This window comes from Serratia sp. CY55921 (assembly GCF_052167655.1).
Taxonomy (GTDB): domain Bacteria; phylum Pseudomonadota; class Gammaproteobacteria; order Enterobacterales; family Enterobacteriaceae; genus Serratia; species Serratia ureilytica.
Map to the genome: position 1 here is coordinate 47,855 of NZ_JBJNMU010000003.1, position 21,655 is coordinate 69,509.

14 protein-coding genes are annotated in these 21,655 nt (G+C 59.2%); 4 read left to right on the plus strand and 10 right to left on the minus strand.

Annotated features, from left to right (window positions below; all coding sequences use genetic code 11):
• Positions 1-24: 24 nt before the first annotated feature.
• The gene (gene cueO / locus ACJ8M3_RS16760; protein ID WP_089197419.1) at positions 25-1,701 is read right to left on the minus strand and encodes a multicopper oxidase CueO; all 1,677 of its coding nucleotides are present in this window, start codon (positions 1,699-1,701) and stop codon (positions 25-27) included.
• A 219-nt stretch (positions 1,702-1,920) separates the two neighbouring features.
• On the opposite strand from cueO, the gene ACJ8M3_RS16765 reads away from it, so the two are divergent.
• The 3 genes from ACJ8M3_RS16765 (at position 1,921) to speD (ending at position 4,077) form a co-directional block, all read left to right on the plus strand.
• Complete coding sequence (locus ACJ8M3_RS16765) at positions 1,921-2,268, plus strand: YacC family pilotin-like protein (protein WP_033644927.1); 348 nt, start codon at positions 1,921-1,923, stop codon at positions 2,266-2,268.
• Positions 2,269-2,391: 123 nt separating this feature from the next.
• Positions 2,392-3,255, plus strand: coding sequence for a polyamine aminopropyltransferase (gene speE, locus ACJ8M3_RS16770; RefSeq protein ID WP_089197420.1), 864 nt, complete (start codon positions 2,392-2,394; stop codon positions 3,253-3,255).
• A gap of 27 nt (positions 3,256-3,282) precedes the next feature.
• Positions 3,283-4,077 (plus strand): adenosylmethionine decarboxylase, encoded by a 795-nt coding sequence (gene speD / locus ACJ8M3_RS16775; RefSeq protein ID WP_004937510.1) that lies wholly within the window; start codon positions 3,283-3,285, stop codon positions 4,075-4,077.
• A gap of 32 nt (positions 4,078-4,109) precedes the next feature.
• Here speD and yacL read toward each other — a convergent pair whose 3' ends face one another.
• The 6 genes from yacL to pdhR all read right to left on the minus strand — a co-directional run bounded on the left by yacL (position 4,110) and on the right by pdhR (position 14,869).
• The gene (yacL, locus tag ACJ8M3_RS16780) at positions 4,110-4,472 is read right to left on the minus strand and encodes a protein YacL (protein ID WP_004937507.1); all 363 of its coding nucleotides are present in this window, start codon (positions 4,470-4,472) and stop codon (positions 4,110-4,112) included.
• A gap of 139 nt (positions 4,473-4,611) precedes the next feature.
• Positions 4,612-7,209, minus strand: a complete 2,598-nt coding sequence (acnB, locus tag ACJ8M3_RS16785; protein WP_033644692.1) for a bifunctional aconitate hydratase 2/2-methylisocitrate dehydratase — start codon at positions 7,207-7,209, stop codon at positions 4,612-4,614.
• A gap of 514 nt (positions 7,210-7,723) precedes the next feature.
• On the minus strand, positions 7,724-9,148 hold the full coding sequence (lpdA, locus tag ACJ8M3_RS16790; RefSeq protein ID WP_033644926.1) for a dihydrolipoyl dehydrogenase: 1,425 nt from the start codon (positions 9,146-9,148) through the stop codon (positions 7,724-7,726).
• Between the two features lie 233 nt (positions 9,149-9,381).
• Positions 9,382-11,262 carry a pyruvate dehydrogenase complex dihydrolipoyllysine-residue acetyltransferase gene (gene aceF / locus ACJ8M3_RS16795; protein ID WP_033644691.1) on the minus strand — a complete coding sequence of 627 codons (1,881 nt, stop codon included), beginning with the start codon at positions 11,260-11,262 and terminating at the stop codon, positions 9,382-9,384.
• A gap of 13 nt (positions 11,263-11,275) precedes the next feature.
• Positions 11,276-13,939, minus strand: coding sequence for a pyruvate dehydrogenase (acetyl-transferring), homodimeric type (gene aceE / locus ACJ8M3_RS16800; protein WP_089197421.1), 2,664 nt, complete (start codon positions 13,937-13,939; stop codon positions 11,276-11,278).
• 165 nt (positions 13,940-14,104) lie between these two features.
• The gene (gene pdhR / locus ACJ8M3_RS16805) at positions 14,105-14,869 is read right to left on the minus strand and encodes a pyruvate dehydrogenase complex transcriptional repressor PdhR (protein ID WP_004937490.1); all 765 of its coding nucleotides are present in this window, start codon (positions 14,867-14,869) and stop codon (positions 14,105-14,107) included.
• 631 nt (positions 14,870-15,500) lie between these two features.
• On the opposite strand from pdhR, the gene ACJ8M3_RS16810 reads away from it, so the two are divergent.
• Positions 15,501-16,877, plus strand: coding sequence for an amino acid permease (locus tag ACJ8M3_RS16810; RefSeq protein ID WP_004937488.1), 1,377 nt, complete (start codon positions 15,501-15,503; stop codon positions 16,875-16,877).
• Positions 16,878-16,940: 63 nt separating this feature from the next.
• Here the strand turns inward: ACJ8M3_RS16810 and ACJ8M3_RS16815 are convergent, their stop codons facing one another.
• From ACJ8M3_RS16815 to ACJ8M3_RS16825, 3 genes are read right to left on the minus strand one after another with little or no spacing between them, the layout of a single operon-like run.
• Positions 16,941-18,176 carry a cytochrome c gene (locus ACJ8M3_RS16815; protein ID WP_033644689.1) on the minus strand — a complete coding sequence of 412 codons (1,236 nt, stop codon included), beginning with the start codon at positions 18,174-18,176 and terminating at the stop codon, positions 16,941-16,943.
• On the minus strand, positions 18,173-18,727 hold the full coding sequence (locus ACJ8M3_RS16820) for a (2Fe-2S)-binding protein (protein WP_015379038.1): 555 nt from the start codon (positions 18,725-18,727) through the stop codon (positions 18,173-18,175). Before ACJ8M3_RS16820 ends, ACJ8M3_RS16815 begins: the two co-directional genes overlap by 4 nt.
• The gene (locus ACJ8M3_RS16825) at positions 18,724-21,513 is read right to left on the minus strand and encodes a xanthine dehydrogenase family protein molybdopterin-binding subunit (protein ID WP_047026450.1); all 2,790 of its coding nucleotides are present in this window, start codon (positions 21,511-21,513) and stop codon (positions 18,724-18,726) included. Before ACJ8M3_RS16825 ends, ACJ8M3_RS16820 begins: the two co-directional genes overlap by 4 nt.
• Between the last annotated feature and the right edge of the window lie 142 nt (positions 21,514-21,655).

Consider the following 21,655-nt stretch of genomic DNA (forward strand, 5'->3'; position numbering starts at 1 on the left):
CGCCACCTGAGCGACGGGCCGCGATCATTCGCCGACGGTAAAGCCCATCATCATGCCGGTATCTTCGTGTTCCAACAGGTGGCAGTGGGCCATATACGCATGTTCGCTGCTTGCCGGATGGTCGAAGCGCACCAGCACTTCGCTGCGCCAACCTTCGACGCGCACCGTGTCCTTCCAGCCGCTGCGATGCGCCGCCGGTGGTTTGCCGTTTTCCGACAGGATACGGAACTGGGTGCCGTGAATGTGGAACGGGTGCAGCATCATGTCGCCCTCGCCGGAAATGGTCCATTTTTCATACTGGCCCCGTTTGGCGGCAAACATCGGTTTGTTCATGTCGAAGGCCTTGCCGTTGATCATGTTGCCATGGCTGAAGTCGAACGGTTTGGCGTTGCCCTGCGCGCCGCCATGATCCATCCCTGCCATCTTGCCATGATCCATGCCTTTCATGCTGCTCATGTCGCCGTGGTCCATGCCCTGCATGCCGCCCTTCTCCATGCCCTCCATGTTACCGTGGTCCATACCTTTCATGTCTCCAGCGCCCGTCGCGCCATGATTCATGCTCATGCCGGCCATCGCCTGATGACCATAACGATCCATCAGCGCCTGCATGCCGAGCATATCCAGCTGCGGATCCATCATCAGCTGCAGCCAACGCTCCTGGATGCCGGTGGTGGCAGGCAATGTCGGCAGCTTCACCAGGCTGTCCGGCATGGTTTTGATGCCCTGCGCCAACGACGGCTGAATGCGCAACACCGGCAGCGGCCGATCGAACGGCGCCAGCGTCATGCCCATCTGTTTCACCGGCAACGTCACGATGTCGAACGCTTTCCCGTCGGAGGCATCGACCAGCACTTCAAAGCGTTCGCCCATCAGCATCGGCAGCTCGGTCAGCTTCACCGGTTCCGCCAGGAAACCGCCGTCGCTGGCGATGACGTACAGCGGACGGTTGTCACTGGCCGCCAGATTCAGCGAGCGGGCGTTGCAACCGTTGAGGAAACGCAAACGCAGCCAACCGCGCGGCGCCAGATGTTGCGGGTACTGCGCGCCGTTGGTAAACATGCGATCGCCAAACCAACCCACCGCAGCGCTCATCACGTCCAGGCGATATTCGATCTGGGCATCTTTGCCCAAGCGCTTATCCTGCAGGATCACCGGAACGTCATCCTGCCCCCAGGTTTTCGGCAGCGGCAGTTTGGCGCTTTCATCGTCTTCCAGCAGCACCAGCCCCGCCAGCCCCATCATCACCTGGCTGCCGGTTTTACCGTGGGTATGCGGGTGGAACCAGCAGGTGGCCGCCGGTTGATCGACGGTGAAATTCACCGTGCGCGTTGCGCCGGGATGGATCAACGCCTGCGGGCCGCCATCGACGTCGCCGGGGATTTCCAGGCCGTGCCAGTGGACGGTACTGGCTTCCGCCAGGCTGTTTTTGATATCGACCGTCACCGGCTGACCCCGCTGCAGCTTCACCGCCGGCCCGAGCAGCGCGCCGTTGAATCCCCAGGTTTTGGTGGCGGCGCCGGGCAACCAGCGGGTTTCCCCCGCCTGCAGCGCCAGCGCAATCTTTCCCTGCGCGTCGGGCGTTAACAACGGGGGCACCGGCAGGGCCGGCCGCTCGGCCGCTAAGGCGGCCCGGCTCCATAACGGCAATGCGCTCGCGGCGCCCAATGCAGCGGTCAATTTAATAAAATCACGGCGTAACATCGCTGACTCCCTTTTCTCAGTGACATAACTCAACGCAGCCAGCCTAAACCTTCCCCCAGGCGGAAGGTCAAGCCTTTCCTGGCGGTATTTTAAGCTATGCCTCACAATCAAGAGCGCGCCGTGGGTGAGCGCTATGGCAGCGCCCGTCAGCAATAAAATTTGGTGCCTTTACAGACAAGTGTGGTAACGTCTGCAGACGACAAACAGGCCTATTTCATGATGAAAAAAACAACGTTAACGATGCTGTTGCTGGCGATGCTGGGCTTCTCCAACGCCAGTCTGGCGCTGAATGAATCCGAGGCGGAAGATCTGGCCGATCTGACGGCGGTATTTATTTATTTGAAAAATGATTGCGGCTACAACGATTTGCCAAATGCGCAAATCAAACGCGCCATCGTCTATTTCGCGCAACAAAACCGCTGGGATTTGAGCAACTACAACAGCTTTAACATGAAGGCGCTGGGCGAAGACAGCTATCGCGATCTGAGCGGCATCGCCATTCCAACGCCCAAGAAGTGCAAATCGCTGGCGCGCGACTCCCTGAGCCTGCTGGCCTACGCCAATTAATCTTCCCCCTCGCCCGTCCGCCCTCCGCTCTCTCTGTCTGAAATTCAACCGTGCATCGCCAGGCAGAGTTAGCTATGATGTTGCGCCGATTTTTCATGGCTGTTATTACGGAGTTTCCCGCACATGACCCAGAAAGAAATTTGGTACGAAACGCTGCATACGGGCTTCGGCCAGTACTTTTCGGTAGAGAAGGTGCTATACCGCGAGAAGACCGATCATCAGGATCTGGTGATCTTCGAGAACCCGGTGCTGGGGCGCGTGATGGCGCTCGACGGCGTGGTGCAAACCACCGAGCGTGACGAGTTCATCTATCACGAAATGCTGACCCACGTGCCGCTGTTGGCGCACGGCCAGGCGAAGAAAGTGCTGATCATCGGCGGCGGCGACGGCGGTATGCTGCGCGAAGTCAGCCGGCATCCTGGCGTTGAGCAAATCACCATGGTCGAAATCGACGCCGGCGTCATCGAGTTCTGCCGCCAATACCTGCCCAACCACAGCGCCGGCGCCTATGACGATCCGCGCTTCAAGCTGGTGATCGACGACGGCGTCAACTTCGTGAATCAAACCGGCGAAACGTTCGATGTGATCATCTCCGACTGCACCGATCCGATCGGCCCCGGCGAAAGCCTGTTCACCTCGGCGTTTTATGAAGGCTGCGCCCGCTGCCTGAATGAGGGCGGCATTTTCGTCGCGCAAAACGGCGTCTGCTTCCTGCAACAGGACGAGGCGGTCAACAGCCACGCTAAACTGAGCCGCTACTTTACCGACGTCAGCTTCTATCAGGCGGCGATCCCGACCTATTACGGCGGCATCATGACCTTTGCCTGGGCGAGCCAGAACCCGGCGCTGCGCCAGCGCGATCTGCCAACCCTGCAACAGCGCTTTAACCAAAGCGGCCTACACTGCCGTTATTACAACCCGGCAATTCACGTCGGCAGCTTTGCCCTGCCGCAATATTTGCTCAATGCCCTGAACGTAACACGTTAAGCGAGAAGATAAAGGAGGTGGCCCAAATTGCATAAGCTAAAACTGCACGGCTTCAACAACCTGACCAAGAGCCTGAGTTTTTGTATTTACGATATTTGTTACGCCAAAACCGCGGACGATCGCGATGGCTATATCGCCTACATAGACGAACAATATAACGCCAACCGGCTGACCGAGATCCTGAGCGAAACCTGCTCGATCATCGGCGCCAATATTCTGAACATCGCGCGTCAGGACTACGAGCCGCAGGGCGCCAGCGTCACCATCCTGGTCAGCGAAGAGCCGATCGATCCGAAAGACGTCGATACGTCGGAACACCCCGGTCCGCTGCCGAATACGGTCGTCGCGCACCTGGACAAGAGCCATATCTGCGTGCACACCTACCCGGAAAGCCATCCGGAAGGCGGGCTGTGCACCTTCCGCGCCGATATCGAGGTCTCGACCTGCGGCGTCATTTCGCCCCTCAAGGCGCTGAACTACTTAATTCACCAGCTGGAATCCGACATCGTCACCATGGACTATCGCGTGCGCGGTTTTACCCGCGACGTGAACGGCGTGAAACATTACATCGATCATGAGATCAATTCGATCCAGAACTTTATGTCGGAAGACATCAAGGCGCTGTACCACATGATGGACGTGAACGTTTACCAGGAAAATATCTTCCATACCAAGATGTTGCTGAAAGATTTCGATCTGAAGCACTACCTGTTTAACGCGGAGCCGGAGGCGTTGAGCGCAGCCGAACGCAAGCAGATCACCGATCTGTTATGGAAAGAGATGCAGGAAATCTATTACGGCCGCAATATTCCGCATCTGTGATGGAAAGGGCGCGGCACGCCGCGCCCTGATGCTTAGTACTTCAGCATGAAAGAACGATAGGCCTTCAACACCAGCAGGAAGTCCTCAACGCCGCAGAATGAGAGGCTTTCTTCGTCGTAGTAGTTCATCCCCTCTTCCATTTCATCACCCTCGAACTCCAGCTGATTGGCGCGGATCATCACTTCTTCACCATCCATCAGCAGCGTATATTCATGGCCTTCCAGCTGCCATTGGCGCTCGCTGCCTTTGACCTCGGCCGCGCCGGCTTCAATCCGATCCAGCAGGTTGAAATCGCCTTTAACTTCTTCGTTGATCCAGTGGCCAATCGCTTCATGCCCCATCGAAAATCTGACGATCACCTGACCGGTGACGTCACGCAGAAATTCGTAATCCATAGCATGCCCTCCTGAGCCCTTTTTCTTAGTGTAAACATAAATGGCGGACTAACTCAGTGAGCGCTCGCAAAGTTGGCAACTGAGCAAAATAAAACGGGAGGCCAAGGCCTCCCGTTAAACAGTTGCGCAATATAGCGGCTTACACGGCGGTTTGGAAGATCACGCCGTCGGCTTTTTCGGTGTACTGACCCAGTTGGTCAAAGTTCAGGTAGCGGTAGGTATCCGCCGCCGTCTTATCGACCTGCGCCATATAGGTCTGGTACTCGTCCGGCGTCGGCAGGCGGCCCAGCAGGGACGCTACCGCGGCCAGTTCGGCAGACGCCAGATAGACGTTGGCGCCGGTGCCCAGACGGTTCGGGAAGTTACGGGTTGAGGTGGAAACCACCGTCGCGCCGTCCGCCACGCGCGCCTGGTTGCCCATGCACAGCGAGCAGCCCGGGATCTCGATACGCGCGCCGCTCTTGCCGAAGACGCTGTAGTAGCCTTCTTCGGTCAGCTGAGCCGCATCCATCTTGGTTGGCGGCGCCACCCACAGACGGGTCGGCAGCTGGCCCTTGTGCTGATCCAGCAGCTTGCCCGCCGCGCGGAAGTGGCCGATGTTAGTCATGCAAGAACCGATGAACACTTCATCGATTTTGCTGTTGGCCACGTCAGACAGCAGGCGCGCATCGTCAGGATCGTTCGGCGCACACAGGATCGGCTCTTTGATCTCGTTCAGATCGATGTCGATCACCGCTGCGTATTCCGCATCCGCATCGCCTTCCAGCAGTTGCGGATCCGCCAGCCATTTTTCCATGCCCTGAATACGGCGCTCCAGCGTACGGCGATCGCCGTAGCCTTCGGAGATCATCCACTTCAGCAGCACGATGTTGGAGTTCAGGTACTCTTCAATCGGCGCCTTGTCCAGCTTGATGGTACAACCGGCGGCGGAACGTTCGGCGGACGCATCGGTCAGCTCAAACGCCTGCTCGACCTTCAGATCCGGCAGGCCTTCGATCTCCAGAATGCGGCCGGAGAAGATGTTTTTCTTGCCCTTCTTCTCGACGGTCAGCAGCCCTTGCTGGATCGCGTAGTAAGGGATGGCGTGCACCAGATCGCGCAGGGTGATGCCCGGCTGCATTTTGCCTTTGAAGCGCACCAGCACCGACTCAGGCATATCCAGCGGCATCACGCCGGTCGCGGCGGCAAACGCCACCAGGCCGGAACCGGCCGGGAAGGAGATGCCGATCGGGAAGCGGGTGTGGGAATCGCCGCCGGTGCCGACGGTGTCAGGCAGCAGCATGCGGTTCAGCCAGGAGTGGATCACGCCGTCGCCCGGGCGCAGCGAGACGCCGCCGCGGTTCATGATGAAGTCAGGCAGCGTGTGGTGCGTGGTCACGTCGACCGGTTTCGGGTACGCGGCGGTGTGGCAGAACGACTGCATGACCAGATCGGCGGAGAAGCCGAGGCAGGCCAGGTCTTTCAGCTCATCGCGGGTCATCGGGCCGGTGGTGTCCTGAGAGCCGACGGAGGTCATCTTCGGCTCGCAGTATTCGCCAGGGCGAATGCCGGCGACGCCGCAGGCGCGGCCGACCATTTTCTGCGCCAGCGAGAAGCCTTTGTTGCTGGCGGCTACCGGTTTGGCGATGCGGAACACGTCGCTGTGCGGCAGACCCAGCGCTTCGCGCGCCTTGGTGGTCAGGCCACGGCCGATGATCAGCGGGATACGGCCGCCGGCGCGCACTTCATCCAGCAGCACGTCGGTTTTCAGCTCGAAGTTGGCGATCAGCGCGCCGGTTTCGTGGTTGCGCACTTCACCTTTGTACGGGTAAACGTCGATCACGTCGCCCATGTTCAGCTCGGACACGTCCACTTCGATCGGCAAGGCGCCAGCATCTTCCATGGTGTTGAAGAAGATAGGCGCAATCTTGCCGCCCAGCACCACGCCACCGCCGCGCTTGTTCGGCACGTGCGGGATGTCGTCGCCCATGAACCACAGCACCGAGTTGGTGGCGGATTTACGGGAGGAACCGGTGCCGACCACGTCGCCGACGTAGGCCAGCGGGAAGCCTTTCTTGTTCAGCAGCTCGATCTGTTTGATCGGGCCGACGCTGCCCGGCTGATCCGGCACGATGCCTTCACGTTCGTTTTTCAGCATCGCCAGCGCGTGCAGCGGGATATCCGGGCGCGACCAGGCGTCCGGCGCCGGGGACAGGTCATCGGTGTTGGTTTCGCCGGTCACTTTGAACACGGTGACGGTGATCTTTTCCGCCAGCTCCGGGCGCGACAGGTACCATTCGGCATCGGCCCAGGACTGCATGATCTGCTTGGCGTGCGCGTTGCCAGCTTTCGCCTTCTCTTCCACATCGTAGAAGTTGTCGAACATCAGCAGCGTGTGGGACAGCGCTTTGGCGGCGATCGGCGCCAGCTTTTCGTTGTCCAGGGCTTCGATCAGCGGATGAATGTTATAGCCGCCCTGCATGGTGCCTAACAGTTCAATGGCTTTCTCGGGGGTAACCAGGGGGGATGTCGCTTCACCTTTGGCGATGGCCGCCAGGAAACCTGCTTTGACGTAGGCGGCTTCGTCGACGCCCGGTGGAACACGGTTAATCAGCAGGTCTAACAGGAATTCTTCTTCGCCTTTTGGCGGATTCTTCAGTAGTTCGACCAGCGCGGCCATTTGGGTGGCGTCTAGCGGCTTAGGGGCGATGCCCTCAGCAGCACGCTCGGCTACGTGCTTACGGTATTCTTCTAGCACGACGTTCTCCTCGCTCTCATTGTCATTTATTGTGCCTGGCGTATATGCAAACCGGGTTTATACCCTTTGGGTTTCACTCTGTGGCTAGGCGATCGGCCCGTAAAGGCCCCGAAACGGTGATTGGGGCAAACAAGCACGGTCAAACAGCGTTACAGCATGAAAGACTGATGGGTAGAGCGCACGGCGATATTGATGCCATCTATCCTGACGGGGCACTGCTGTCGATGTCCTGGACTGTAAGGTACAGTGCCCGGTTCCGCTCAGCCAGCATATCAGGATTTGAAACGGTTGTTAATTCGTTCACATAAAAGCAACATTAAATCTTTGCTGAATCGTTGAGCGCAGCGTAATCGGCTGCCGGACAAACAGGGCATTATATCCACATAATTAAAACGGATATAAGCATGAGGATCGGAATTTGGCGCAGCGGCCACAAAAAACCGCGTTCTGCATCTGAGCAAAAAAAAACGGCCCCTTCTCAGGAGCCGCTTGTTAACCGGTCAAACCAGCAGAATTACTTCTTCTTGGCTTTCGGGTTAGGCAGATCGGTGATGCTGCCTTCGTAGATTTCCGCCGCCAGGCCCACGGATTCGTGCAGGGTCGGGTGAGCGTGGATGGTCAGCGCGATGTCTTCCGCGTCGCAGCCCATCTCGATAGCCAGACCGATTTCACCCAGCAGCTCGCCGCCGTTGGTGCCGACAATCGCGCCACCGATGATGCGGTGAGTTTCTTTGTCGAAGATCAGTTTGGTCATGCCGTCTGCACAGTCGGAAGCGATCGCACGGCCGGAAGCCGCCCACGGGAAGGTGGAGGTTTCGTAGCTGATGCCTTTCTCTTTCGCTTCTTTCTCGGTCAGACCCACCCACGCCACTTCCGGCTCGGTGTAAGCGATGGATGGGATCACTTTCGGATCGAAGTAGTGCTTCATGCCGGCGATAACTTCTGCGGCGACGTGGCCTTCGTGCACGCCTTTGTGCGCCAGCATCGGCTGGCCGACGATGTCGCCGATGGCGAAGATGTGCGGCACGTTGGTGCGCAGCTGTTTGTCGACGTTGATGAAGCCACGCTCGTCAACTTCAACACCGGCTTTGCCGGCATCCAGCAGTTTGCCGTTCGGCACGCGGCCGATCGCCACCAGCACCGCGTCGTAACGCTGTGGTTCTGCCGGCGCTTTTTTACCTTCCATCGTGACGTAGATGCCGTCTTCTTTGGCTTCTACCGCGGTCACTTTGGTTTCCAGCATCAGGTTGAACTGCTTGCTGATACGTTTGGTGAAGACTTTCACCACGTCTTTATCTGCCGCCGGGATAACCTGATCGAACATTTCAACGACGTCGATCTGTGAACCCAGCGCATGGTATACGGTGCCCATTTCCAGGCCGATGATGCCGCCGCCCATAACCAGCAGACGCTCTGGGACGGTTTTCAGCGCCAGCGCATCGGTAGAATCCCACACGCGTGGATCTTCATGAGGAATGAATGGCAGTTGGATCGGACGAGAACCTGCAGCGATGATGGCGTTGTCGAAGTTGATGGTGGTTGGGCCGTTTTCGCCTTCAACAACCAGGGTGTTAGCGCCGGTGAACTTGCCCAGGCCGTTGACCACTTTCACTTTACGGCCTTTCGCCATGCCAGCCAGACCGCCGGTCAGCTGAGTGATGACTTTTTCTTTCCAGACGCGCACTTTGTCGATGTCGGTTTTCGGCTCGCCGAAAACGATGCCGTGTTCGGCCAGCGCTTTGGCTTCTTCGATCACTTTGGCAACGTGCAGCAGTGCTTTGGAAGGGATACATCCCACGTTCAGGCAAACCCCGCCCAGAGTGGAATAACGTTCAACCAGAACGGTTTCAAGACCTAAGTCAGCGCAACGAAAGGCTGCAGAGTAACCTGCCGGGCCCGCCCCAAGTACCACGACCTGAGTTTTAATTTCAGTACTCATCATGACCTCTTAATTGATTGTCCGGCGGGTCAGACGTCATTTTTATTGCTAATCGATCTCATAACGCCCTTCATCCACCGGGACGCTTACACCGCGAGCAGTTTACAGAATTGTTAATAATCTGCAAAGCGTGTTCGAGTGACCCGTGTCTCAACAATTTTGTCGAGTTATGCAAAATCCGACAAAACTGCTACAGAATCGTCAGGGGCGCAGCATGCTGCGCCCCTTTTGCATTACATCACCAGACGGCGAATGTCGGACAACATGTTGTTGATGATGGTGATGAAGCGCGCACCATCGGCACCGTCGATAACGCGGTGGTCGAAGGACAGCGACATCGGCATCATCAGGCGCGGCATGAACTCTTTACCGTTCCAGACCGGCTCCATCGCAGACTTGGAGACACCCAGGATAGCCACTTCCGGCGCGTTGACGATCGGCGCGAAGTGAGTTGTCCCGATGCCGCCCAGGCTGGAGATGGTGAAGCAGCCGCCCTGCATCTCGCCCGCGGTCAGCTTGCCGTCGCGCGCTTTCTTGGAGATGGTCATCAGCTCGCGAGACAGCTCGGTGATGCTCTTCTTGTTCACGTCCTTGAACACCGGAACCACCAGGCCGTTCGGGGTATCTACCGCCACGCCGATATTGATGTATTTCTTCAGCGTCAGCTTCTGACCGTCTTCGGACAGCGAGCTGTTGAAGCGCGGCATCTGCTCCAAAGCGGCAGCGACGGCTTTCATGATGAACACGACAGGCGTGAACTTCACGTCCAGCTTGCGCTTGGCCGCTTCTTCGTTCTGCTGCTTGCGGAACGCTTCCAGATCGGTGATGTCGGTTTTGTCGAAGTGAGTCACGTGCGGGATCATCACCCAGTTGCGGCTCAGGTTCGCGCCAGAGATCTTCTGGATGCGGCCCATTTCGACTTCTTCGATCTCGCCGAACTTGCTGAAGTCCACTTTCGGCCATGGCAGCATACCTGGCAGACCGCCGCCGGCAGCAGCCGGGGCCGCTTCAGCGCGTTTCACCGCGTCTTTCACGTAAGCCTGAACGTCTTCGCGCAGGATGCGGCCTTTACGACCGGTGCCTTTCACTTTCGCCAGGTTAACGCCGAATTCACGCGCCAGACGACGAATGACCGGAGTCGCGTGCACGTAGGCCGCGTTCTCGGCGAACTCGCCTTTGTCTTCAGCTTTCGCAGCCGGAGCGGCGGCTTTAGCGGCGGCCGGCGCCGGCGCAGCGTCCGCTTTAGCGGCTGGAGCGGCGGCAGCGGCAGGCGCAGCGCCTTCCACTTCGAACACCATGATCAGGGAGCCGGTTTTCACTTTGTCGCCGGTCGCGATCTTGATCTCTTTCACGGTGCCCGCGAACGGCGCTGGCACTTCCATGGAGGCCTTGTCGCCTTCCACGGTGATCAGAGACTGCTCGGCGGCAACCTTGTCGCCCACCTTGACCATCACCTCGGTCACTTCGACTTCGTCACCGCCGATATCCGGCACGGCGACGTCTTTAGCCGCAGAGGCCGCAGGCGCTGCGGCGGCAGCCGGTGCTTGCGCCGCAGCCGGGGCCGCAGCGGAAGCGGCGCCGGCCACTTCGAACACCATGATCAGGGAACCGGTTTTCACTTTGTCGCCGGTCGCGATCTTGATCTCTTTCACGGTGCCCGCGAACGGCGCAGGGACTTCCATGGAAGCCTTGTCGCCTTCCACAGTGATCAGGGACTGCTCGGCTTCCACCTTGTCGCCCACTTTCACCAGGATCTCGGTCACTTCGACTTCGTCGGCGCCGATATCCGGCACGGCAACGTCTTTGGCCGCAGCGGCAGCCGGGGCAGCTGCTGCCGCCGGTTTTTCTTCCGCTTTCGCCGCCGGTGCAGCTTCCGCTGCGCCTGCCGCTTCGAAGATCATGATCAGTTTGCCGGTTTCGGTTTTATCGCCGACCGCCACTTTAATCTCTTTCACCACGCCCGCCTGCGGGGAGGGCACTTCCATGGAAGCCTTGTCGCCTTCCACGGTGATCAGCGATTGTTCCGCTTCAACTTTATCGCCGACCTTCACCAGAATCTCGGTGATTTCGACTTCATCTGCACCGATGTCCGGTACGTTGATTTCGATAGACATTATTCAGTACCTCTTAGGCCAGACGCGGGTTAACTTTTTCCGGGTTGATGTCGAATTTCTTGATTGCATCAGCAACCACGGAAGCTTCGATCTCACCGCGTTTAGCCAGTTCACCCAGAGCAGCAACCACCACGTAGGACGCATCGACTTCGAAGTGGTGACGCAGGTTTTCGCGGCTGTCCGAACGACCGAAGCCGTCGGTGCCCAGTACGCGATAATCGCTGGCCGGCACATAAGTACGAACCTGTTCGGCGAACAGTTTCATGTAGTCGGTAGAGGCTACCGCCGGCGCTTCGTTCATCACCTGAGCGATGTAAGGCACGCGTGGCGCTTCGGTTGGGTGCAGCATGTTCCAACGCTCGCAATCCTGGCCGTCGCGCGCCAGTTCGGTGAACGAGGTCACGCTGTAGGTGTCGGAACCCACGCCGTAGTCCTTCGCCAGGATCTGCGCAGCTTCGCGCACGTGGCGCAGGATGGCGCCGGAGCCCAGCAGCTGCACCTTGCCTTTGCTGCCTTCCAGCGTTTCCAGCTTGTAGATACCCTTGCGGATACCTTCTTCCGCACCCTGCGGCATCGCAGGCATGTGGTAGTTTTCGTTCAGCGTGGTCAGGTAGTAGTACACGTTTTCCGGGTTGTCGCCATACATGCGCACCAGACCATCGTGCATGATGACCGCCACTTCGTACGCGTAAGCCGGATCGTAAGAGATGCAGTTAGGGATGGTCAGAGACTGGATGTGGCTGTGGCCATCTTCGTGCTGCAGACCTTCGCCGTTCAGGGTAGTACGGCCCGAGGTCCCGCCGATCAGGAAGCCGCGCGCCTGTTGGTCGCCCGCTGCCCAGCACAGGTCGCCGATGCGTTGGAAACCGAACATCGAGTAGTAGATGTAGAACGGAATCATCGGCAGATCGTTGGTGCTGTAGGAGGTCGCTGCGGCAAGCCAGGAAGAGGCTGCGCCCAGTTCGTTGATGCCTTCCTGCAGGATTTGGCCTTTCTCGTCTTCTTTGTAGTAAGCAACCTGCTCACGGTCCTGCGGGGTGTACTGCTGGCCGTTCGGGCTGTAGATACCGATCTGACGGAACAGACCTTCCATACCGAAGGTACGCGCTTCGTCGGCGATGATTGGCACCAGGCGATCTTTGATCGACTTGTTCTTCAGCATCACGTTCAGGGCACGCACGAAGGCGATAGTGGTGGAGATCTCTTTGTTCTGTTCTTCCAGCAGCGAGCTGAAATCTTCCAGCGCCGGCATTTCCAGCTTCTGGGTGAACTCCGGCAGACGGGTAGGCACGTAGCCTTTCAGCGCCTGGCGACGTTCGTGCAGGTATTTGTACTCTTCGGAATCTTTCTCGAAGGTGATGTACGGCAGTTTTTCGATGTCAGCATCGGCAACCGGCACGTTGAAACGATCGCGGAAGTGGTGAACCCCTTCCATGTTCATTTTCTTCACCTGGTGAGCGATGTTTTTACCTTCCGCGGTTTCACCCATGCCGTAACCTTTGATGGTGTGGGCCAGGATAACGGTCGGTTTGCCTTTGGTGTCCTGCGCTTTTTTCAGTGCAGCGAAGATTTTCTTCGGATCGTGACCACCACGGTTCAGCGCCCAGATTTCGTCGTCGGTCATGTCTTTGACCAGCGCCGCGGTTTCCGGGTAACGGCCGAAGAAGTGCTCGCGCACGTAAGCGCCGTCTTTGGATTTGAAGGTCTGGTAGTCGCCGTCCAGGGTCTCGTTCATCAGCTGAACCAGTTTACCGCTGGTGTCTTTGCGCAGCAGCTCGTCCCAACGGCCGCCCCAGATCACTTTCAGCACTTGCCAGCCTGCGCCGGAGAAGATGCCTTCCAGTTCGTTGATGATCTTGCCGTTACCGGTGACCGGGCCGTCCAGGCGCTGCAGGTTGCAGTTGATGACGAACACCAGGTTGTCCAGCTTCTCGCGGGTGGCGATGGTGATGGCGCCTTTGGATTCCGGCTCATCCATCTCGCCGTCGCCCAGGAAGGCGTAAACGGTCTGCTCAGAGGTGTCTTTCAGGCCGCGGTGTTCCAGGTATTTCAGGAACTTCGCCTGATAGATGGCGCTGATTGGGCCCAGGCCCATGGATACGGTCGGGAACTGCCAGAATTCCGGCATCAGCTTAGGATGCGGGTAAGAGGACAGGCCGTTGCCGTGCACTTCCTGACGGAAGTTGTTCATCTGTTCTTCGGTCAGGCGGCCTTCAAGGAAGGCGCGCGCGTAAACGCCCGGAGAGATGTGGCCCTGGAAGTAGACCAGGTCGCCGCCGTCTTTCTCGTTGCGTGCGCGGAAGAAGTGGTTAAAGCAGACTTCATAGAAGGTCGCGGAAGACTGGAAGGAAGCCATGTGGCCGCCCAGCTCCAGGTCTTTCTTGGATGCGCGCAGAACGGTCATGATCGCGTTCCAACGGATCGCAGAGCGAATGCGGCGTTCCAGATCCAGGTTGCCTGGGTAAGCCGGTTCGTCTTCTACCGCGATGGTGTTGACGTAGTTGTGCGCTGCAGCACCGGCCGCAACGTTAACGCCGCCTTTGCGGGCTTCTCCCAATACCTGATCAATCAGAAACTGAGCTCGCTCAACACCCTCTTCACGGATGACCGATTCGATCGCCTGCAGCCAGTCGCGGGTTTCGATCGGATCCACGTCATTGTTTAAACGTTCTGACATGGTGGTATTCCTTATCTGTCTAATGGTTTGTTTGGAGCCTGTCTTCCTGTGTTCTGTGCCAAAACACACGAAGACAGGCCCATCAGTTTAGTTGCCGCTTAAGTACTTAACTAAGTACCTCGAACTTAACCCCCGCAGGCTGGTGTACCCTGAAGAGGACAGCTCTTAATCCTTGCGTTGCTGGAGACGCCGCAGCGATCTCTCGCGCCGAGTATGCTCCCGGCTGAGATCCAGCAAGATTTCCTCGATAAACGCCAAGTGGCGATGCGAGGCTTCACGGGCCTTTTCCGGCTCGCGTGCCACAATCGCCTCAAAAATTCCGGCGCGGTGGCTGCTCACTTTTGCCAACATCTCACGGCGCGAGTAGAGCAATTCAAAGTTCTGACGCACGTTCTGTTCCAGCATCGGCCCCATGCAGCGTAGCAGGTGAAGTAACACAACGTTGTGAGCGGCTTCAGTCACGGCGATTTGATACTGCATGACCGCATCGGCTTCGGCGTCGAGATCGCCGCTGTCTTGAGCCTGTTGAATCACGATGTGGCAGTCGCGGATGCGCGCCAGATCTTCATCGGTGCCGCGCAGCGCCGCGTAATAGGCGGCAATGCCTTCCAGCGCGTGACGGGTTTCCAGCAGATCGAACTGTGATTCGGGATGGTCGGCCAGCAGCTCGGCCAGCGGATCGCTGAAGCTCTGCCACAGATTAGTTTGCACGAAGGTGCCGCCGCCCTGACGGCGCAGGAGCAGCCCTTTCGCTTCAAGGCGCTGAATGGCCTCTCTCAGAGAAGGACGGGAGACATCAAATTGTTTCGCCAGCTCGCGCTCCGGAGGCAGTTTTTCGCCTGGGCGCAGTGTCCCCTCGAGGATCAGGTATTCGAGCTGTTGCTCGATAACATCTGACAACTTGGGTTGGCGGATTTTGCTGTAGGCCATGAGTGAATTCTTCTCTGCGAATGGCGCGGAGTCAATTGGTAATACCAATTTCAAAAACGTGACGGTAAAGTAACAAAGTATTCACCTCCTGTCCATACGGGCCTTGATCGAAATCAGGTTACCCGCACATTTTAACACCCCGCTGAAAACCCCGCTGCAAACCGGTAACGCCGTGATGGTATTACCATTTACGCGGCGGGTTGGGGATTTAACTTTTACCAAACCTTACGCAAGGCAGAGTGCAAACTTTTTGCCCGAGTTTTATTGCATGGTTATTACGCTTTAATGAATGGCTATTTGGCGAACAGCGCAACGGCGGTTCGTTCATTATTTGAACGCGGCCCACCGTTCAGATCTACGTTATTTTTGCGCATTATGTGATTTGTTGCTTATTTCATGCACTGAATCCCCCCTGCCGTCACACAACCCGCATTTTGTTTCCTAAACTGCTGCAATCTTAATCACTCACACGACAAAGCAGGTGCAAACCGACGCGCATAACATTATTCTCTGCCAAACGGTAGCGGCGCCGTGGAATTAATAGCTATAACGCCGTAAATAAAACAAAACACACATCGTAACCACTGCTTTACAGGCAGGTGGGCATTCACAACGACAGAGGGTTAGATTGATGGATGGTCAACAGCATGGTGACCAGCTGAAGCGCGGCCTGAAAAACCGCCATATTCAGCTCATCGCCTTAGGTGGCGCAATCGGCACCGGGTTATTTCTCGGTATCGCTCAAACAATAAAAATGGCCGGCCCGTCAGTGCTCCTCGGCTACGCCATCGGCGGCTTCATCGCGTTTCTGATCATGCGCCAGCTGGGGGAAATGGTGGTGGAAGAACCGGTCGCCGGTTCCTTCAGCCACTTCGCCTACAAATACTGGGGCAACTTCGCCGGCTTCGCCTCCGGCTGGAACTATTGGGTGCTGTATGTCCTGGTGGCGATGGCGGAGCTGACGGCGGTCGGCATCTACGTACAGTACTGGTGGCCGGAGATCCCCACCTGGGTTTCCGCCGCGGTATTCTTCCTGGCGATCAATGCCATCAACCTGGCCAACGTGAAAGTTTACGGCGAGATGGAGTTCTGGTTCGCCATCATCAAAGTGGTGGCGATTATCGGCATGATCGTGTTCGGCGCCTACCTGCTGTTCAGCGGCATGGGCGGCCCGGAAGCCACCGTCACCAACCTGTGGGCGCAGGGCGGGTTCTTCCCGAACGGCGTCATGGGCCTGGTGATGGCGATGGCGGTGATCATGTTCTCCTTCGGCGGCCTCGAGCTGGTCGGCATCACCGCCGCCGAAGCCGACAACCCGCAAAAAAGCATTCCGAAAGCCACCAATCAGGTGATCTACCGCATCCTGATCTTCTATATCGGTTCGCTGGCCATTCTGCTGTCGCTGTACCCGTGGGGCAAAGTGGTTGAAGGCGGCAGCCCGTTCGTGCTGATCTTCCACGCGCTGAACAGCAACCTGGTGGCGACCGTGCTGAACATCGTGGTGCTCACCGCCGCGCTGTCGGTCTACAACAGCTGCGTCTACTGCAACAGCCGCATGCTGTACGGCTTGGCGCAGCAGGGCAACGGCCCGAAAAGCCTGCTGAAGGTCGACGGCCGCGGCGTGCCGGTGGTAGCCATCGGCATTTCCGCCCTCGCCACCGCGCTGTGCGTGCTGATTAACTACCTGATCCCGGGCCGCGCCTTCGAACTGCTGATGGCGTTAGTGGTATCGGCGCTGGTGATCAACTGGGCGATGATCAGCCTGGCGCACCTGAAATTCCGCGCCGCCAAAAACCGCGAAGGCGTGGTGCCGAAGTTCAAAGCGTTCTGGTACCCGTTCAGCAACTACCTGTGCCTGCTGTTCATGGCCGGCATCCTGGTGATCATGTACCTGACGCCGGGCATTCAAATCTCGGTGCTGCTGATCCCGGTATGGGTGGCGATCCTGGCCGTCGGTTACGCCATCAAACAGCGCAGCCAACGTGTCGACGGCGTCACCAGCCGTTGAATCCCGTGACCGCGCAATAAAATGGCCCGCAGATGCGGGCCATTTTTTTCGTCTGAACGCCGCTTACTTGCGCAGCGCTTTCACCTGCTCGGCGGTGACGTCCGCCGGCAAACCGCCCCAGGTCACCCGCAGGTAATTCACCAGTTCCGCCACTTCAGCATCGCTCAGACGCTCGCCGAAGCCCGGCATACTCTGCATGCTTTCACCGTTCGGGAACTGCTGGGCCGGCAGGCCGTCCAGCACCGACACGATCAGGTTCTTGCCGTCCGCCTGGCGCAGCGTGGCGTTATCGCGCATCGCCGGTGCCACATGCGGTTTGCCCTCACCTTCGCGCGCATGGCAACCGGCGCACTGATCCAGATAGGTCATGCGCCCGGCATCGCTGCCCTGGCCCATTTTCACCGGCACCGCCGCCGGCGGCTGCTCGCCCATCAGATACAGCGCCAGCGCCTGATGATCTTCCGGCGTCAAATGACGGGTGCTGAGATCCACCACCATATGCATCTCACTGAAGGCCGAACCCTGCGGCGCGAGGCCAGTGCCGAGGAAGCGGCTGACGTCCTGCGGCGTCCAGCCGCGCTGCGCCAAGCCGTGCGGCGTAATGTCCGGCGCCATGAAGCGGCCGAGATCGCCGCCCTGCATCGGCTTGCCGAGATCCATCTGTCCCAGCGCGCCGCGCGGCGTGTGGCATTCGCCACAGTGGCCCAGCACGTCGGCCAGATAGCGGCCGCGCTGCCATTGCGGCGAGCTGCCCTGCGAACTGGCCGGCAGCGGATCCTGGCTGCGGAACAGCAGATTCCAGCCGATCAGCGCCATGCGCTGGTTGAACGGGAACGGCATGTCGTTGGCCGGAATGGCCACGTCCACCGCCGGGCGCGTCATCAGGTAAGCGTAGATGTCATCGGCGTCCTGACGCGAAATGCCCTTGTACGAGGTGTAAGGCATCGCCGGGTACAGGTGCCGTCCGCCCGGCGCCACGCCCTGCGTCAGCGCCAGGAAGAAGTCGTCCTTGCTCCAGCGCCCGATGCCGTGGTCGGCCGACGGCGTCAGGTTGCTGCCGTAAATCGTGCCGAACGGCGTGTCCAGCGGATAGCCGCCGGCCAACGGCGCCCCGCCGCTGGCGGTATGGCAGGCGGCGCAGTCGGCGGCCTGCGCCAGATAGCGGCCGCGCGCGATCTGTTCGGCGCTGGCGGTCACCTGCTGCACCGGGCCGTCGTAACGGCGGTTTTCCCGCCACCACAACAGCGCAATCACCACGATCGCCACCAGCACAATCAACATTGCGAGACGTTTTTTCATTGCGCCGTCTCCTTCAGCAGGCCCGGCGTTTTCAGCACCACGTCGCGCACCGCTTCGTAGTAGCGCACGTAGCCGGTGCAGCGGCAGATGTGGCTGTCCAGCGCCTGCTCGATGGCGTTCTCCAGCTGATCGCGGGCGATCGGCTCACGCTTGAGCTTTTCCACGAAGATGGTGGCGGCGTTGACGAAGCCTGGCGTGCAGTAGCCGCACTGGAAGCTGTAGTGCTCCAGAAACGCCTGCTGGATCGGCGACAGCTCAACCACCTCCCCCTGTTCGTCCACCCTGGCGTGGCCTTCGACGGTGCGCACTTTCTTGCCGTTGAAGAAATGCGCGCCGGTGATGCAGGTGCGCACCTCTTCGCTGGTGCCGCTCGGGTGATCGACAATAGCCACGCAGGCGTGGCAAATGCCCTGCCCGCAGCCGAGGCGCGAACCGGTCAAATCGAGATACTCGTGCAGGAAATCGATCATCATCAAGCCTTCCGGCACCTCGATCGGGCCGTACTGTTTCTCGTTGATGGTCAGGGAAATCGGCTGGGTTTTAATGCTCATTGTAATACCTCACGAATATTTTCTGCACGAACGGGCAAATCACGGAAACGGTGGCCGGTGGCGTCGGCAATGGCGTTGACCAGTGCGGCCACGATCGGGATCATCACCACTTCCGCCATGCCTTTCGGCGGATCGGTTTCCGACAGCGCCGGCAGGATGTCGCCGCTCTGTTTCCATACCGCCACGTCGCTGGCGCGCGGCAGGTGGTAACGGTTGAAGTTCCAGGTGCCGTTGCCCGGGCCGTCTTCGTACAGCGGTAAATATTCGTGCAGCGCATGGCCGATGCCCATCGCCAGCCCGCCCTGCAGTTGGCCGGAAACCAGTTCCGGCACGATCAGGTTGCCACACTCCATGATTGAGTGGTGATTCAGCAACTCCACCTGGCCGGTGGCGATATCCACCGCCACTTCCGCCAGCGTGCCGACGGCGCTGTAGTAGGTCACCGCCGCATTGTTGCGCTGGGTCGGCGGGTAGTAGACCTGCCCGCGCGCCAGCGGTTTGAATTCGCCGCCGGCGTTGCGCAGCGCCATGCCGTCGATCGGCAGGCGTTCGCTTTTGCCGTTCAACGTGAAATCGGCCTCCGCCCACTGCCAGCGGTTGAACACATGCACCGCCGCGCCGGTGACGCCGCCCATCTGATAAGCCGTCTTGGCCAGCAGCTCGAGGCTCAGCACCGACATGCCCGCCGCCGTCAGGCCGCCTTCGACCCAACGCGCATCTTCGCGCCGCACCACCAGCGGCGCCGCCTGGCCGCCGCCGATACCAGCCTGCCACAGCGCCATCGCCGCCGGCCACAGGCCGTGATCGAAGATCAGGCGCGCCGCTTCGCGGGTGCTGTGCGAGAAGTAATAGGCCGAGTTGCTGGCGCTCGACGGCGAACAGTAGCTCGGCGTCCAGTTGGGGTTGGTTTGCAGCTTGTCCTGCTCTTCCTGCGACATCAGGTAAGGATCGCCGCTGGTGACCATCGGCAATACCGACCAGTCGGTGACCGAGAAGTGCGCTTCGTCGGCCGGTTTGCCCAGCCACTGCGCGCACAATACCGACTGCGAGGTCGACATGCCGGTGCCCATCTCCGCGCCACTGTGATGCAGGATGATGCGGCCGTCTTCGCTCAGCTCCACCCGGGCGAACGAGGTTTCCGCCCCGGTGCCGAAGTCTTTCTGCACGCAGCCGAAGCCGACGCCATAGCGCTTGCCGGGATGACGGCTCTCAAACTCGGCCTTGCGTTCGGCGCGCTTAAGCCATATCTCATGCTTCGCCGCCTTTTCCAGTACTTCATCGGCGCGGATCGCACCGGCCGGGATCGCCCCCTGGGTGTTTTTCATGCCGGATTTCAGCACGTTGCGCAGGCGGAACTCGATCGGGTCAATCTTCAGCTCGGCGGCCAACTCATCCACCATCATCTCGGTGGCGGCCATGCTCTGCAGCGTGCCGTAACCGCGCGCCGAACCAGCGTCGATGGCGCGTGAAGCCAGCCCGACCGACGACAGATCGCTTTTCGGGAAGTAGTAAATCGACTGGGCGGCGGTTGCGCCGACCATCACCACCGAAGGGGTAAAGTTGCTGCGGCCGCCGCCGTCCGCGGTCATGTCACCGAGGAACGACTGCATGACGCCGGTCTGCTTATTCACCGCGATGCGGTAGTTCATGTCGAACGCGTGGCGCTTCAACGCCGTCTGGAACTGTTCGAAGCGATCGTTGGCCAGGCGCACCGGGTGACCGTCGCCGTACATCGCCGCCACCGCGCCGTAATACGGGAAGTTGTAGTGGTCTTTCGAGCCGTAGCCCACGGTGTAGCACGGGTGCAGGATCAGCTGTTTCACCGGCGGATTGCGCTTGGCCAGCATGCGCGGCATCTCGTCGGCCACTTCCTGCGGCGACTGCGTCGGCACCACCAGATGCAGGGTTTGCGTCTGCGCGTCGAACCAGCCGTTGGCGTTGTCCGGCTCCAGCGCCGAGGTGTCTATCGACTGCGTGGTGTAGCGGCGCGACATTACCAGCCAGTCGGCCGGCGGATTCGCCAACTCGTCGGCGATCATCCCTGCATAGCGCATGCCCTCCTGATCCAGCTTGCCGCCCTCGCGCCCTTCCGGCCACACCGGCAGGTGTTTTTTCATCGACACCGGGAAGATCGGCGTGTCCTTCAGGCTGGAGAAGCGATCGTCGTCGAACGGCTGTTCTCCCCCCACCCGCACATAGCGGAAGCTGCCCCAGGGATCGCGCTCGAGCGGGCCGGTCACCGCGCCGTATTTGATGGTTTCTTCGCGGAATTTCAGCTTGTCCTTGGCGAAGCGGAAACGGGCGAAGTCGTGATAGATCAGGATCGCCACCGCCTGGCCGAGGTAGGCCGGGGTTTTGCCGCTCGGCAGCAGCATGTCATCACCGTAGAACGCCGGAAAGGCCAGGCCGTCGCGCGCCAGATCTTCCGCCGTCACCAGGCGATCCGGCTGCAGATCGTCCCCCAACAGCGACAGATCGACCCCTTCGAACAACCGGTCGGCCTTGGTCACGCGCAGAATGAAGGCGTGCGCCTGTTTCTGCGGCCAGTGCGGCATGTCCACCGCGCGGATATCGCGCGCGAACACCTTCTGCCCCATGACCTTGGCGCGGCCGTCGATACGGAAACGCACGCGCTTGGCCTGCGGATCCCAATTGGGCGACTGGAGGATTTTTTGCTCGAACAGCGCGGCGTAGGCGCGGCTGTACAGGGGCGCGAGGTACACGGATACCCCCGCAATCACGGCGCTTTTGATAAAGCGACGCCGCGACGGGTTGAAATTGCTCATAAATAAGTCCTTCACGTCTTTCTTGTAATTGGTTTTTGTTCGCGGTGTTGTTGCGCAAACGCTGACGACCTTGCCGTAGACGTCATAAGCATATGCTTATAACTAAAATTATGTGATGATTAACAGGCTGTTTTCAACAAAA